Below are 14,156 nucleotides of genomic sequence, written 5' to 3'. Positions count from 1 at the left end.
CCCCTCACCAGGTCACGGGCAGGCAGTAGAGGCCGAAGATCGACGAGTCGTGCTTGAACGGCAGCTGGTCGACCGGCGCGGCCAGCTTGAGCTCCGGGATGCGGCGGAAGAGCGTGTCGAAGACGATCTGCAGCTCCATCCGGGCGAGGTTCTGGCCGAGGCACTGGTGCGGCCCGAAGCCGAACGCCACGTGGTGGCGGGCACCGCGCTCGAGGTCGAGCTCGTCGGCGTTCTCGAACGCGGATTCGTCGCGGTTGCCGGAGTAGCTGAGGCCGAGCACGCCTTCGCCTTCGCGGATCAGCTGCCCGCCGATCTCGACGTCTTCGGTGGCGACGCGCGAGGTCGCGAACTCCGCGATGGTGAAGTACCGCAGCAGCTCCTCGACGGCGTCGAGCGTCTTGCCGGGGTCGTTCTTGATGATGGCGAGCTGGTCCGGGTGCTCCAGCAGCGCGACCGTGCCCAGCGAGATCATGTTCGCCGTCGTCTCGTGCCCGGCGATGAGCAGCAGGAACGCCAGCGAAACCAGCGAGTCGTGGTCGACGTCGCCGTGCTCTTCGCGCTGCTTGAGGATCTGGCGGCCGAGCAGGTCGTCGGTCGGGTCGGCTTCCTTCTTCGCGACCAGCTTGTCGAGGTAGTCCTGCAGCTCGTCGACGGCCTGGACGCGGGTGTCCTGGTCGACGTCGCGGTTGAGCAGCGTCGAGCTGCGGACCTGGAAGAACTCGTGGTCGTCGTAGGGCACGCCCAGCAGCTCGCAGATGACCAGCGACGGCACCGGCAGCGACAGCGCGGCGACCAGGTCGGCGGGCTTGGGGCCGGCCAGGATCGCGTCGATGTGCTCGTCGACGATCTGCTGGATGCGCGGCTCCAGCGCCTTCATCCGGCGGACGGTGAACTCGCCGACGACCTCGCGGCGGGCCGCGCCGTGCTGGGGCGGGTCCATGTTGATCAGCGACGCGGTGAAGTTGTTCCGCCGGACCGGCCGGCCCTGCTTGGTCAGGAACGGGAAGCCGGGGTTGAACCGGTCGGAGCTGAACCGCGGGTCGGTGAGCATCTGCCGGACGTCCTCGAGCCGGGTGATCGCCCACGCCTCCTGGCCGGACTGCAGCTCGACGCGGTGCACGGGGCCCGCTTCGCGCAGCTTGCCGTAGGCCGGCGGCGGGGCGAACGGACAGCTGCGCTCCAGCGGGAACACGTCGCCCTTGGTGGCGGGTTCGGCGACTTCGGTCATTTCGGGCCCCCTAAATCGGACGTACAGTATGCGGAGGATTACATTCCGGTTCCTCGACCCAAGGTACCGAAGCGGAAGGAAGTCGTCCACTAGCTAACGGGTGACCCGGTGCGGATCCATTGTGTGGCCCCCTGACCATGCGAGAATCAGGCCGCGCGATTTCAGCGAGGAGCGAACGGCATGACGGCAGACCCCGAGACCACCCTGCGGGCGGACGCGCGGCGCAACCGCGACCAGATCCTCGCGGCGGCGAAGACCATCTTCGCCGCGTCCGGTGCCGAGGCGCCGATGGAGGAGATCGCCCGGGCGGCCGGCGTCGGCGTCGGCACGCTCTACCGCCGCTTCCCGGACCGGGACGCGCTGATCCGCGCCGTCGCGATGGACAACTTCGAGCGCGTGCTGGTCGACGCCAAGGTGATCGCGGCCGAGGAGACGTCGTCGTGGCGCGCGCTGGAGCGCCTGCTGCGGCAGTCGGTGGAGCTGCAGCTGAGCGTCCAGCTGGCGATGGTGTCGCCGCGGGCGCTGGTGATCCTGAAGAGCGACCCGGAGGTCCGACGCCTGCGCGACGAGATCCTGGCCGTCCTGGACGGCTTCGTCGACGGCGCGCAGGCCGAGGGCAAGCTCCGCGAGGACGTCGGCGCCGGCGACATCGCGATCCTGTTCGCGACGCTGCTGCGCCAGATGCGCGCGAAGTCCCCGGACGTCGCCGAGATGGCGGCGCGCCGCTGCGTCGGCATCATGATCGACGGCCTCAGCGCACGCCCGGGAACCGAGCTCCCGGGGCGGCCGATCACATCCCGTGACCTGGAGCCCGGCTGATTCCGCGGATTTCCGTGTTAATGTTCCGCCTCGTTCTGCCTGATTCTGGCCGTGGGGCGGGAAAATGCGTCGAAGATCCGCGTTGTTGGGCTTTTTCTTGCTGGTGCTCGCCGGTTGCGGCCGCGACGGCGCGGCACCGGTCGCCGCGCCGCTTCCCTCGGTGCCGACGACCACCAGCGCGTCTCTCGCACCCGCGACCTCGGTGCCTTTCAGTGCGTCCCGATCTACGCCTCCACCTGCGCCGACGCCGACCGCGCCGTCGGTAACCCCGGCCCGCAACTGCGGCACCCCGGAGTTCACGACGAGCGACCCGGACGGCGGCTGGTCCGACGGCGGCTACTACGTGCACAACAACATGTGGAACGCGGGCGAAGCGGGCCCGGAAACGCTGCGCGCGTGCGCGTACGACAACTGGTACGTCGATTCCGTGCAGCCCGATTCCACGTCGGTGAAAACCTATCCGAACGTGCACAAGGACATAAATGACCAGAACGGCAAACCGTTCAACGACTACTCGGTGATCAAATCGACGTTCGCCGGCCGCGGCCCGGGCGTCGGCATCTACGACGTGGCGTACGACCTGTGGCTGAACGGCGTGGGCGACGGCAAGGGCGTCAGCGAGCTGATGGTCTGGACGGAGAACCGCAAACAGGTCCCGGCGGGCGACAAGCTCACGACCTACACCGCGGGCGGCTTCACGTACGACGTCTGGGCGGAGGACGAGGGCTACGTGGCGTTCGTTTCGCGGACGACGCAGTACTCGGGCACGGTGGACCTGAAGGCGATGATCGCTTGGGCGATCGGGAAGGGGCTGATCCCGGCCAACCCGACGGTGAACCAGATCGGGTACGGGATCGAGTTCTGCTCTACGGGTGGGGGTAAGGCGCGGTTCACGCTGACGGACTTCTCGGTGTCGATGAGCTAGCGGGCGTAGCTCACGCCGCTTGCCGTCCGGCCAGGTAGGCGAGGTGGTGCGAAGTCGCCAGTGCGACCGGCTGGCTCGACACGCCGAGACTGCTCCCTCGGCCGATCGCGGCCTCGTGGATCTCGTGATCTCCCCAGGAAAAGTCCGGGCCGGCGAAACTGTCCGACTCGACCAAGTGCCGACAGACGGCCCGGAGCGTGTGCCCTCGCGGTGACTCGTCGTCGTGGTCGTCGTGCTCCGGCATGCGCTCGCGCGAATAGAGCCAGTGATTCCGGCAGGTGTACTTCAGGGCGACGTGGTTGCTGCGGAACCCTGGCCCGGAGATCGGGTGCACCGCGCCGTAGTCGCCGAGGCGCAGGGTGGCGGCTCCGGCTTGCACCAGGGCGTCCCAGAACACCTCTTCGGTTCGGGGTTGCTCCCAAGTCGCGGTCTTGTCGAGCGTCTTCGGAATCGATCCGGCGAGCAAGCTCACCGACCGGAAACCGCCGAGGCCGGCGAGCACGGTGAGGATGGCCGCGGCCTCGTCCACCAGGACGGTGGTCACCTCGGCGACGTACTGGAAGTCCAGAGCGACGTCGATCTCGCTCGGGTCGAGATCCACCCACTCGAGGAGCTGTGCCAGCCGGTCAGTGCTGACCACGGGTCGTCGGACACGCAGCGCGGCCCCGGCTCCCAGTTCATGGCCGAGCCGGCCCAGCGCCGCGGCGGGCCCCTGGGCCGCGTCGCTGCGGACGACGGGGATGAACTCGACTGGGAACGCTGTGTCGAGGAGGTCGGCCGGACCACTCAGGCGATCGGCCAGCTGGCCCATTGCTCCGCCGGCGCCGAACCCGGGCTGGTCTGCGACGTCGGAGCTGTCGATCCAGCAGGGCCTGCCCAGGAGACGCAGCTCGCGCGCTATCCCTTCGACGTCGTCGAGCTGGTCGGCCGGGTTCTTCCTGCTCGGGTCGAGCTGCAGCAACGGCTGAACGCGCCGAACCTGGTCGGGCTGGGAAAGCGCGCGCAGCGCGGCTAGTTCGCCGGCCTTCGTGCGCAGCGCCACCAGGGTCGTGAAGCCGTCGTGAGCGTCCACGGAGCCTCGATCACGTCGAGTGAATATCTGATTACGCATCGAGCGTAGATCGACAAGGCCGGAGAGAGAATCCACCACTAGTTGGAACGTGCTGGTCGAGCGAACGTGAAGAAGGCCCCACCCGACGGATCGGATGGGGCCTCCCTGCGTCAAGCCTCAGACGCCCAGCGGGTGCCAGACCGTCTTCGCCTCCAGGTACCGCCGCAGCCGGGTCAGGTCCGGGGCGCTTGTCCAGTCCGGCTCCGCCTCCGGGACCGTCAGGACCCGCTTCACCGTGTTCGCCGCTTCGCGGGCCAGGCCCGGGCGGTCCTCGGCGGCCGCACCTGTCGGGTCCAGGGCGTTCACGTCGCCGTGCGAAGCCAGCCAGGGGCCCAGTTCGGACGCGTGGCCCGTCAGGATGTTCGCCACGCCGCCCGGGACGTCCGACGTCGCCAGGACCTCCGACAGCGTGATCGCCGGCAACGGGCGCTCCGCGCTCGAGACGACCACCGCCGTCGAACCGGTGGCCAGGACCGGGGCCAGGACCTCGACCAGGCCCAGCAACGACGAACTCTGCGGAGCCAGGACGGCCACCACGCCGGTCGGTTCCGGGACCGTGAACGAGAAGTACGGGCCTGCCACCGGGTTCGCGGCGCCGAGGACCGTCGCGATCTTGTCCGTCCAGCCCGCGTACCAGACCCAGCGGTCGATGGCCGCGTCCACAAGGGACTCCGCCTTCTTCGCCGCCAGACCCTCCGAAGAGGACACTTCCGCGATGAACTGGTCGCGGCGGCCTTCCAGTACTTCGGCCACCCGGTAGAGGACCTGGCCGCGGTTGTACGCCGTTGCCGACGACCAGCCCGGGAACGCCTTGCGGGCCGCCACCACCGCGTCGCGGACGTCCTTGCGGGATGCGTGGGCCGCGTTCGCCAGGAACTTGCCCTTGCCGTCCGTCACCGGGTAGACCCGGCCGGACTCCGAACGGGGGAACTTGCCGCCGATGTAGAGCTTGTACGTCTTCGCGACGGAAATCCGGTCAGACATTCAGGTACGCCTCCAGCCCGGTGCGGCCGCCTTCGCGCCCGAAGCCGGATTCCTGGTAGCCGCCGAACGGGGCGGCGGGGTCGAAGCGGTTGAAGGTGTTGGCCCAGACCACGCCGGCGCGCAGCTGGTTCGCCATCCACAGGATCCGGGAGCCCTTCTCGGTCCAGATGCCCGCCGAAAGCCCGTACGGCGTGTTGTTCGCCTTCGCCACGGCCTCGTCCGGCGTGCGGAACGTCAGCACCGACAGCACCGGGCCGAAGATCTCCTCGCGGGCGATCCGCATCGACTGGTGGACGTTCGCGAACACCGTCGGGGCGAAGAAGAACCCGCGGTCCGGCACCGGGCACGGGCTGGTCCAGCGCTCCGCGCCTTCGGCGTCACCCGACTCGACCAGCCCGCGGATCTTGGCGAGCTGCTCGGCCGAGTTGATCGCGCCGATGTCGGTGTTCTTGTCCAGCGGGTCGCCGATGCGCAGGGTCGAGACGCGGTAGCGCAGCTTCTCCAGCACCTCTTCGGCGATCGACTCCTGGACCAGCAGGCGCGAGCCCGCGCAGCAGACGTGGCCCTGGTTGAAGAAGATGCCGTTGACGATGCCCTCGATCGCCTGGTCCAGCGGGGCGTCCTCGAACACGATGTTCGCGGCCTTGCCGCCCAGCTCCAGCGTCAGTTTCTTCGGCGTGCCCGCGACCTGGCGCTGGATCGCCTTGCCGACCTCGGTCGAGCCGGTGAAGGCGATCTTGTCGACGTCGCCGTGCTCCACAATGGACGCACCGATGTCGCCGGCGCCCGGCAGGATGTTGACGACGCCCGGCGGCAGCTCCGCCTGCTGGCAGATCTCCGCGAAGACCAGCGCGGTCAACGGCGTCGTCTCGGCCGGCTTCAGCACCACGGTGTTGCCCGTGGCCAGCGCCGGCGCGATCTTCCAGGCCAGCATCAGCAGCGGGAAGTTCCACGGGATGATCTGGCCCGCGACACCCAGCGGCCGCGGATTCGGGCCGTACCCCGCGTACTCGAGCTTGTCGGCCCAGCCCGCGTGGTAGAAGAAGTGCGCCGCCGCCGTCGGGACGTCGGAGTCGCGCGACTCCTTGATCGGCTTGCCGTTGTCGAGGCTTTCCAGCACCGCCAGCTCGCGCGAGCGCTCCTGGATCAGCCGCGCGATGCGGAAGAGGTACTTCGCGCGCTCGGTGCCCGGCAGCTTGGACCAGGTCGAAAAAGCCTTGCGCGCGGCCTTGACCGCGGTGTCCACATCGGACTTCGACGCGGTGCCGACCTCGGCGAGGACCTCTTCGGTGGCCGGGTTGATCGTCTTGAGCGGCTCACCAGAGCCGTCGACGAATTCGCCGTTGACGAAGGGCTTGTAGGAGTCCTTCAGGTTCGCGATGGCGCGCGACTCCGGCGCCGGTGCGTACTCGAAAACAGGCATCAGTCCACCGTCACGTAGTCGGGGCCGCTGTAGTGGCCGTCCACCTGGGTGCGGCGCTGCAGCAGCAGGTCGTTGAGCAGGCTGGACGCGCCGAAGCGGAACAGGTCCGGGACCAGCCACTGCTCGCCGGCGACCTCGTGCACGGCGACGAGGTACTTGATCGCGTCCTTCGTGGTCCGGATGCCGCCGGCGGGCTTGACGCCGCGCAGCTCGCCGGTCTGCGCGTGCCAGTCGTGGACGGCCTGCAGCATGATGTGGGTGACCGGCAGCGTCGCCGCGGGGGAGACCTTGCCGGTGGAGGTCTTGATGAAGTCACCGCCGGCCAGCAGCGCCAGCCACGACGCGCGCCGCACGTTGTCGTACGTCGCCAGCTCGCCGGTCTCGAGGATGACCTTGAGGTGGGCGTCGCCGCAGGCCTGCTTGACGGCCTGGATCTCCTCGAAGACGGCCATGTAGCGGCCTTCGAGGAAGGCGCCGCGGTCGATCACCATGTCGACCTCGTGCGCGCCCGCGTCGACGGCGATCTTGGTGTCGGCCAGCTTGATCTCGCGGCTGGTGCGCCCGGCGGGGAAGCCGGTGGCGACGCTCGCGACGTGCACGCCGCTGCCCTGGAGCGCCTCGACGGCGGTGGCGACCATGTCCGGGTACACGCAGACGGCGGCGACGCGCGGGGTGTCCTGGCGTTCCGGGTCGGGGCGGACGGCCTTCGCGGCCAGCGCCCGGACCTTGCCGCGGGTGTCGGCGCCCTCCAGGGTGGTCAGGTCGACCATGGAGATGGCGGTGTCGATCGCCCACCGCTTGGCGTCCTTCTTGATGCTGCGCGTGCCGAGGCCCGCCGCGCGCTGCTCGACGCCGACCTGGTCGACACCGGGCAGCCCGAGCAGGAAGCGGCGCAGGCTCGCGTCGTCGCGAGTCGCGTCCGCCAGCGGTGCCGGGGTGGCCGGCGCCGCTGACGTGCTGGTCGTGGCTGTCATGCGCCTGAGTCTAGGCGGCGGGTACGACAGTGCGAGCCCCCATTGGTTGTGACGCTGGGTGCCGGACGCGTCACAATTTCCAGGTCAGTCCTTCTCGATCCGCGGCGGATCCACCCGCTGAGCCGGCCGCCGGTACACCACCACCCCACCCCAGAAACCCAGCCCGTTGATCTTCACCGTCGGCGCCGTCGGCGGCGCGGGCGGGGCGCCCGACTTGTCCTCCAGCACGAACCCGCCCATGAAGCCGATGCCCGTCACGTCGACGTTGATGTCGTCCGGGACCGTGATCTGGATGCCGCCCATGATCGCGATGGCCGTGATCGTGCAGTGCTTGTCCGCGAACCTCGCCTGGCGCAGGTCGATCTCCGCGCCGCCCCAGAAGGCGAAGCTCGTGTGCTGCGGGGGCAGGACCCAGCTGCCCTTGCGGACCGCGCCCGACAGCACGCCGATCGACACCGGGGAGCCCGCGTAGCCGCCGATGCGCTGGTCCGGGAAGCCGAGCGCGCGGGACGTGGCCGGCTCGACCGCGCCCGGCGACGTGGGCAGGTCCGCCGTCACCGGTTTGAGGTCGCCGACCGTCTTCGCCGCGTAGACCGTCGACAGGCGCTCTTCGAGTTCGTTCACCGTGATCCGCCCTTCCGCGAGGGCGTTGTGCAGCACCTGGGCGACGCGCTCGCGGTCGGCGTCGGAGGCCCGCATCTGGTCGGGCGTCAGTTCGCTCACCCGGCGCAGCTTATCGGCGAAAACCACCCTCCGTGTCCACCTTCTGGAGGACACTGCTCCGATGGTGCGTTTTCCCGACGGCGTCGAGGTCCGCGGCCGCGGCCTCGGCCGCCCGCGACCCGCCGGGCCCGAGCCGGATTTCGGGCTCTACCTGGGGACGAGCCGGCTGCGGCGCAAGCACGGCGGCGGCATCACCTGGCCGCACGAGTGGGTGACCTGGCCCGACTTCCTGCTCCCGGCGAACCCGCGAGACGCCCGCGAAAAGATCAAGGCCCTCCACGAACGGGCCAAGACCGAAACCGTCGAAGTCGCCTGTTACGGCGGCGCGGGCCGCACCGGCACCGTCCTGGCCTGCCTCGCGATCCTCTCCGGCGTCCCGGCCGGTGAAGCCGTCGACTGGGTGCGCGAGAACTACGACGAACGAGCCGTCGAAACTCCCTGGCAGCGCGGCTGGGTGAAGAGCTACGCGAAACGGCTAGATTGACCCGCATGGATGTGCACGTCGTCGACCACCCCCTCGCGAAGGCCCGGCTCTCCACGATGCGCGACGCGCGCACCGACAGCGCCGCGTTCCGGGCCGCGCTGCACGAGCTGACCGTCATGCTGGTCTACGAAGCCACGCGCGACGTCCCGGTGAAGACCGAGCGGATCCACACGCCGGTCGCGCGCACAGACGGCTTCAAGCTCGCGAAGCCGCCGCTGCTGGTGCCGGTGCTGCGGGCCGGGCTGGGCATGGCCGACCAGGCGCACAAGCTGATCCCGGACGCGCAGATGGGCTTCGTCGGCCTCGCGCGCGACGAGGAGACGCTCAAGCCGACGCCGTACCTCGAGTCGCTGCCGGAATCGCTGTCCGACCGGCCGGTGCTGGTGCTCGACCCGATGCTGGCCACCGGCGGCTCGATGGAGTACACGATCCGGCTGCTCACCGACCGCGGCGCCGACGACGTCACGGCCATCTGCGCGCTCGCCGCGCCGGAAGGCCTGGCGCACCTGGAAAAGACCGGCCTGCCGGTCCGCGTCGTGACCGCCAGCATCGACGAGCGCCTCAACGACTCGGGCTTCATCGTGCCGGGCCTCGGCGACGCCGGTGACCGCCAGTACGGCGCCGTCTGAGGCCTTGCCGGTCCTGAAGTGGCGGTGGATCGCCGTGACCGCCGCCGCGGTCGCGGCCGTCACCGCCGGGCTGCTGTGGCTGTTCCTCGCCTGGTCGGGGGAGCCGACCGCGCCGGTGCGCATCGACGCGGTCAAGACGGCGTTCGGCGTCGGCGCGGGCGCGGGCGGCGTGTTCGCGCTGTGGCTCGCGACGCGCCGCCAGCGCACCCTCGAACTCCAGCTGGCCGAGTCCACCCGCGTCGCCGCCGTGACCGAGCGGGACCTGGAGGAGCGGCGGGTCACCGAGCTGTACACGAAGGCCGTCGAACAGCTCGGCAGCGACAAGGCGCCGGTGCGGCTCGGCGGGCTGTACGCGCTGGAGCGGCTGGGGCAGGACAACCCGAGGCAGCGCCAGACGATCGTCAACGTCCTGTGCGCCTACCTGCGGATGCCTTTCAAGGGCCCGGAAAAGGGCCTGAAGGGCACCGCGGACCTCGAGCCGCCCGACTACGACGAGAGCGAGCTGCTGGTCCGCCTGGCCGCGCAGGAACTGCTCAAGACCCACCTGACCCACGGCGAACCCGGGTACTGGGCCGGGATGGCGGTCGACCTGCAGCGGGCCACCCTCGTCGACTTCCGGCTGAGCGGCTGCACCCTGGCCGCCGCGGACTTCAGCCGGGCGAAGTTCGTCGGCGCGGTGCACATCCGCGGCACGACCTTCACCGGCCTGGCGGGGTTCTTCGGCGCGCGGTTCACCTCGGCCGTCAACTTCGACCGGTCGGTCTTCGAAGAGGGCGCGTTCTTCACCTGGGCGCGCTTCGGTGCGAGCGCCCGGTTCACCCGGGTCCGCTCGGGCGCCCGGTTCGAGTTCACCCACGCGCGGTTCGAGGGCGAAACCGACTTCGAGGGCGGCGAACACCAGGACCTCGACCTGACGGATGCCCGGTTCCCGGAGAAGAGATAGCAACGGGCCGGCCGGTGCCGGCCACTGAAGGGTGTGACCAGCCATACGACGGGGGTACCGGTGGGTGATCGGGCCCTGTGGGACCAGGCGGCCGAAGGCGACGAAACGGCTTTCGGCGAGCTCTTCGAGCGGCACGCGGAAGCCGTCTGGAACCACGCCTACCGGCTGACCGGCTCGTGGGCCGCCGCCGAAGACCTGACCTCGAGCACCTTCCTGACCGCCTGGCGCCGCCGGGCAGACGTCACGCTCGTGCGGGACAGCGCGTTGCCCTGGCTCTACACCGTGACCGGCAACGCCGCCCGCGACGAGTACCGCGGCGCGAGACGGCGGCGGCTGCTGCTCCGGAAGATCCCGGACCCGCCGGTGGTGTCCGACCACGCCGACGCCGTGGCCGAGCGGCTCGACGGCGAGCGACGACTGCGCGATGTCGTCGAAGCCGTGCGGACGCTGCCGAAGGCGCAGCGCGCGGTCGTCGAGCTGTGCCTCCTCGGGGACCTCGGCACCGCCGACGCGGCCGCGGTGCTGGCCGTCGCGGAGGTCACCGTCCGCGCCCACCTGTCCCGGGCCCGTGCCCGGCTGCGCACCCTGCTGGAGGGGAAATGAGCGACGACCTCGGCCTGCCGCCCCGGCGCGAGCTGCCCGGCGACGTCCGCGACCGGCTGCGCGCGGAAGTCCGCGCGGGCACTGGGGAACCGCCGCGGTCGAAGCACGTCTGGTACGCCGCCGCGGCCGCGGTGCTCGTCCTGGCCGCGGGTGCGGTCGTCGTGACGCGGCAGCTGCGGCAGCCCGCCGAAGCACCGCCCGCGGTGCCCGCCGGTCCGGCGCTCGACGGCAAGCTCGCGACGACGGCGCTCGACCGGTGCTGGGCCGCGGTGCAGGCCGCGGGCAAGACCGACCGGGTGCCGCCGCGCGCGGAATGGGTCCCGCTGCTCACCGAGGACCTCGAAGGGGACGCCGTGGTCGCGGCCACCGCCGCGGGCAAGCCGATGTTCTGCGAGACGACCGCGACCACCGTGACGCTGTCGGACCCGGGCGCCACGCCCGCGTATGCGCCGGGCAGCCGGTCCGGGCTGCTGCTGCACAGCGCGACCGGGCTGGTCGGCGGGGTGCTGGACCCGGCGTGGCCGAAGGCGTCCCTCGCGACGTCGACCCCCGGCGGGTCGAGCGGGAGCGACGTCGAGTTCTCGCCGGTCAGCCGCCAGTTCGTGGCCCACACCCGCACCGCGCCGGACCGGACGGCGGTCTCGCTGATCGACGGCGGCCCCGGGCAGCCCCGGCAGGTGGACCTGCCGGCCGCCCCGGCGCCCCTGCTCGCGGTGACCGACCGCCCGGAACCCGCCGACCGGACCTCGGCGGCGGGCCGGGCGCTGGGCGACTGCCTCGCCGACGCCGAAGAGGTGATCCCGGACGCCGCCGCCTACCGGCCGGGACCGCTGCTGGCGGAGGGCGGCCAGCAGGTGGTCATGGGCCGCCGGGGCGACCGCGTGATCGTCTGCACGCGCGAGCCGGACTACCAGCGGCCGGGGAAGACGCAGGCCCGCGCGTACCCCGATCTGGTGTCGGTCCGGAGCGCCCCGGCGCGGATCCTGCGGGTGAGCACGCTCGGCGGCACCGAGTCGGGGGCTCCGGCCGGCGCGGCCCGCCACCCGGTCGCCGTCGCGCTGCCGGTCACCGCGACCTCGGCCGCCTTCGAGTTCGACGCCGGGAACGGCGCCGATCTGGCGGTCACCGACGGCATGGCGCTGGCCTGGCTGCCGCGGAAGGCCGCCATGGCGCCGGGGGCGAAGGTGCGCGTGCGGGCGTGGAACGCGAAGGACGAACTCGTCTACGACGGGTCGTTGCCGCTGTTCTGAGGTCGCAGCCAGCCGGAGGCGTTCGCGCGCAGGGCCCGTTCGTACGAGCCGGTCACGTCGAACTCCTCCGGCAGGTTGCCGGTCAGCTCCAGGGACACCAGCCCGTGCACGATGGCCCAGCAGCCGACCGCGACGGTCTCCGGCGGGACGTCGGAGAAGACGCCGTCGGCGATGGCCCGGCGGATGATCGCCTCCAGGGGCTCCAGCGTCTTGCGGGCCAGCTTCTCGGCGTCTTCGTTGGGCTCGAACCCGGGGACGGACTTGCTGAACATGATTCCGTACAGGTGCGGGTCGGCGAGCGCGCTGGCGCGGTAGGCGCTGCCGAGCGCGACCAGGTCGTCGACGGCGTCGCCGGTCAGCTCGGTGCCCGCCATCCGGGCGCCGAAGCGGCGGAAGCCCTCGGTGTAGAGCGCGTTCACCAGATCGGGCTTGCTGCCGAAGAGGGAGTACACGGCGGTGGTCGACGTGCCCGCGTCGGCGGCCAGCTTCCGCAGGGAAAGCGCCTTCGGCCCGTCGGCGGCGATCAGCTCACCGGCGCGGTCGAGGAGCTTCAGCCGGAGCGCTTCGTCGTGGGTCCGTGGCCGTGCCATCTACGCAGCGTAGTGCAACACTGTTATGGATGGCCAGGGTGAAGAGTTGACCTGGAGTGCACTCCAGGTCGTAGTGTCGAGGTCATGAGCTACTCGATAGCGGAAGCCGCTCGACGTAGCGGACTGTCCATCGACACCCTCCGGTACTACGAGCGCATCAAACTGCTCGACCCGCCCGCCCGGGACGCCGCGGGCCGCCGGGCCTACTCCGACGAAGACCTCAACTGGCTCGGTTTCCTGACGAAGCTGCGCACCACGGGAATGCCGATCAAGAGCATGCGCGAGTACGCGTCGCTGCGCCGCCACGGCGTCGCCAGCGCGGGCCGCCGCAAGGCCTTGCTGGTGGAGCAGCGGCGGTCGGTGGCCGAGCGGATCGCCGAGCTGCAGGTCTGCCTCGACGTCCTCGACTACAAGATCGACAACTACGCACAGGTCGAGCGCAGCGTGCTCGGCGTGGAACCCGGCAGGGAGGAAATTTCCGCGTGAAGACCAGGAAGCTCGGCGGGCTGGAGGTCGGGGCGCAGGGGCTGGGCTGCATGGGGATGAGCCAGGCGTACGGCGTCCGCGACAACGACGAGGAGTCGATCGCGACGATCCACCGGGCGCTCGAGCTCGGCGTGACGCTGCTGGACACCGCGAACGTCTACGCCAACGGCGTCAACGAAGAACTGGTCGGCCGCGCGATCGCCGGCCGCCGCGACGAGGTCGTGCTGGCCACGAAGTTCGGCATCGTGTGGACCGACGGCGTGATGGGGGCCCGCGGCGACGCGGCGTACGTCAAGCAGAGCTGCGACGAGTCGCTGCGGCGGCTGGGCGTCGACCACATCGACCTCTACTACCAGCACCGCGTCGACCCGGACACGCCGATCGAGGAGACCTGGGGCGCGCTGGGCGAGCTGGTCGAGGCCGGGAAGATCCGGTACGCCGGGATTTCCGAGGCGAGCGCCGCGACGATCCGCGCCGCCCACGCCGTGCACCCGGTGACCGCGCTGCAGAGCGAATGGTCGCTGTGGACCCGGGGGATCGAGGGCGAGGTCCTGGACACGTGCCGCGAGCTCGGCATCGGCGTCGTGCCGTTCTCGCCGCTGGGCCGGGGTTTCCTCACCGGCGCGGTGACGTCGGTGCGGGACTTGCCCGAGGACGACATGCGCCGCGGCTTGCCGCGCTTCGCCGAGGGCAACTTCGAGCGCAACCTGGCGATCGTCGACGCGCTGCGGAAGCTGGCGGAGGAGAAGGGCGTCACCGCCGGGCAGCTCGCGCTCGCCTGGGTGCAGTCCCACGGCGAGGACGTCGTGCCGATCCCGGGGACCAAGCGCCGCAAGTACCTCGAGGAGAACGTGGCGGCGGCTTCGCTGGAGCTGACCGCGGCCGACCTGGCCGCGATCGAGGCGGCCGCCCCGGCGGACGCGATCGCCGGCGAGCGCTACCCCGAACGCCTCGCCCGCGCCGCCGGCCGCTGACGCGTCGCTT

16 protein-coding genes are annotated in these 14,156 nt (G+C 70.9%); 9 read left to right on the top strand and 7 right to left on the bottom strand.

The annotated features are described in order from the left end of the window. Positions 1-4: 4 nt before the first annotated feature. Positions 5-1,228, bottom strand: a complete 1,224-nt coding sequence (locus tag EIY87_RS09725) for a cytochrome P450 (RefSeq protein ID WP_125307326.1) — start codon at positions 1,226-1,228, stop codon at positions 5-7. Positions 1,229-1,408: 180 nt separating this feature from the next. Between EIY87_RS09725 and EIY87_RS09720 the strand changes: the two genes are divergently transcribed. Then, the gene (locus tag EIY87_RS09720; protein ID WP_125307325.1) at positions 1,409-2,047 is read left to right on the top strand and encodes a TetR/AcrR family transcriptional regulator; all 639 of its coding nucleotides are present in this window, start codon (positions 1,409-1,411) and stop codon (positions 2,045-2,047) included. Positions 2,048-2,249: 202 nt separating this feature from the next. Beyond that, positions 2,250-2,972 (top strand): GH12 family glycosyl hydrolase domain-containing protein, encoded by a 723-nt coding sequence (locus EIY87_RS09715; RefSeq protein ID WP_225439797.1) that lies wholly within the window; start codon positions 2,250-2,252, stop codon positions 2,970-2,972. A 10-nt stretch (positions 2,973-2,982) separates the two neighbouring features. Here the strand turns inward: EIY87_RS09715 and EIY87_RS09710 are convergent, their stop codons facing one another. The 5 genes from EIY87_RS09710 to EIY87_RS09690 all read right to left on the bottom strand — a co-directional run bounded on the left by EIY87_RS09710 (position 2,983) and on the right by EIY87_RS09690 (position 8,163). Continuing rightward, positions 2,983-4,044: a beta family protein gene (locus EIY87_RS09710; RefSeq protein ID WP_158641297.1), complete on the bottom strand. Its 1,062-nt coding sequence runs from the start codon at positions 4,042-4,044 to the stop codon at positions 2,983-2,985. 156 nt (positions 4,045-4,200) lie between these two features. Continuing rightward, positions 4,201-5,067 (bottom strand): aldehyde dehydrogenase family protein, encoded by an 867-nt coding sequence (locus EIY87_RS09705; protein ID WP_125307322.1) that lies wholly within the window; start codon positions 5,065-5,067, stop codon positions 4,201-4,203. Further along, entirely contained in the window at positions 5,060-6,490 is a 1,431-nt protein-coding gene (locus EIY87_RS09700) for an aldehyde dehydrogenase family protein (protein ID WP_125307321.1), read from the bottom strand. Before EIY87_RS09700 ends, EIY87_RS09705 begins: the two co-directional genes overlap by 8 nt. After that, a complete protein-coding gene (deoC, locus tag EIY87_RS09695) occupies positions 6,490-7,464 on the bottom strand; it encodes a deoxyribose-phosphate aldolase (RefSeq protein WP_125307320.1) in 975 nt (324 codons plus the stop codon). Before deoC ends, EIY87_RS09700 begins: the two co-directional genes overlap by 1 nt. 84 nt (positions 7,465-7,548) lie before the next feature. After that, a complete protein-coding gene (locus EIY87_RS09690; RefSeq protein ID WP_191984039.1) occupies positions 7,549-8,163 on the bottom strand; it encodes a DUF1707 SHOCT-like domain-containing protein in 615 nt (204 codons plus the stop codon). 85 nt (positions 8,164-8,248) lie between these two features. Between EIY87_RS09690 and EIY87_RS09685 the strand changes: the two genes are divergently transcribed. The 5 genes from EIY87_RS09685 to EIY87_RS09665 are packed head-to-tail and all read left to right on the top strand — an operon-like array spanning position 8,249 to position 12,096. Then, positions 8,249-8,671, top strand: coding sequence for a protein-tyrosine phosphatase family protein (locus EIY87_RS09685; protein ID WP_125307318.1), 423 nt, complete (start codon positions 8,249-8,251; stop codon positions 8,669-8,671). 5 nt (positions 8,672-8,676) lie between these two features. After that, positions 8,677-9,300, top strand: a complete 624-nt coding sequence (upp, locus tag EIY87_RS09680) for a uracil phosphoribosyltransferase (RefSeq protein ID WP_125307317.1) — start codon at positions 8,677-8,679, stop codon at positions 9,298-9,300. Between the two features lie 34 nt (positions 9,301-9,334). Further along, positions 9,335-10,243: a pentapeptide repeat-containing protein gene (locus tag EIY87_RS09675; RefSeq protein ID WP_125307316.1), complete on the top strand. Its 909-nt coding sequence runs from the start codon at positions 9,335-9,337 to the stop codon at positions 10,241-10,243. A 33-nt stretch (positions 10,244-10,276) separates the two neighbouring features. Continuing rightward, positions 10,277-10,846 (top strand): RNA polymerase sigma factor, encoded by a 570-nt coding sequence (locus EIY87_RS09670; RefSeq protein ID WP_125307315.1) that lies wholly within the window; start codon positions 10,277-10,279, stop codon positions 10,844-10,846. Continuing rightward, on the top strand, positions 10,843-12,096 hold the full coding sequence (locus tag EIY87_RS09665) for a hypothetical protein (RefSeq protein WP_125307314.1): 1,254 nt from the start codon (positions 10,843-10,845) through the stop codon (positions 12,094-12,096). Before EIY87_RS09670 ends, EIY87_RS09665 begins: the two co-directional genes overlap by 4 nt. Here EIY87_RS09665 and EIY87_RS09660 read toward each other — a convergent pair. After that, entirely contained in the window at positions 12,069-12,686 is a 618-nt protein-coding gene (locus EIY87_RS09660; protein ID WP_125307313.1) for a TetR/AcrR family transcriptional regulator, read from the bottom strand. The genes EIY87_RS09665 and EIY87_RS09660 overlap by 28 nt on opposite strands. Positions 12,687-12,770: 84 nt before the next feature. Between EIY87_RS09660 and EIY87_RS09655 the strand changes: the two genes are divergently transcribed. Beyond that, positions 12,771-13,172: a MerR family transcriptional regulator gene (locus EIY87_RS09655; protein ID WP_125307312.1), complete on the top strand. Its 402-nt coding sequence runs from the start codon at positions 12,771-12,773 to the stop codon at positions 13,170-13,172. A gap of 50 nt (positions 13,173-13,222) precedes the next feature. After that, on the top strand, positions 13,223-14,146 hold the full coding sequence (locus tag EIY87_RS09650) for an aldo/keto reductase (protein ID WP_191984038.1): 924 nt from the start codon (positions 13,223-13,225) through the stop codon (positions 14,144-14,146). Positions 14,147-14,156 lie beyond the last annotated feature (10 nt).

The sequence above is a fragment of the Amycolatopsis eburnea genome, assembly GCF_003937945.1.
GTDB lineage: Bacteria > Actinomycetota > Actinomycetes > Mycobacteriales > Pseudonocardiaceae > Amycolatopsis > Amycolatopsis eburnea.
This window is presented reverse-complemented; position numbering and strand designations above follow the sequence as displayed.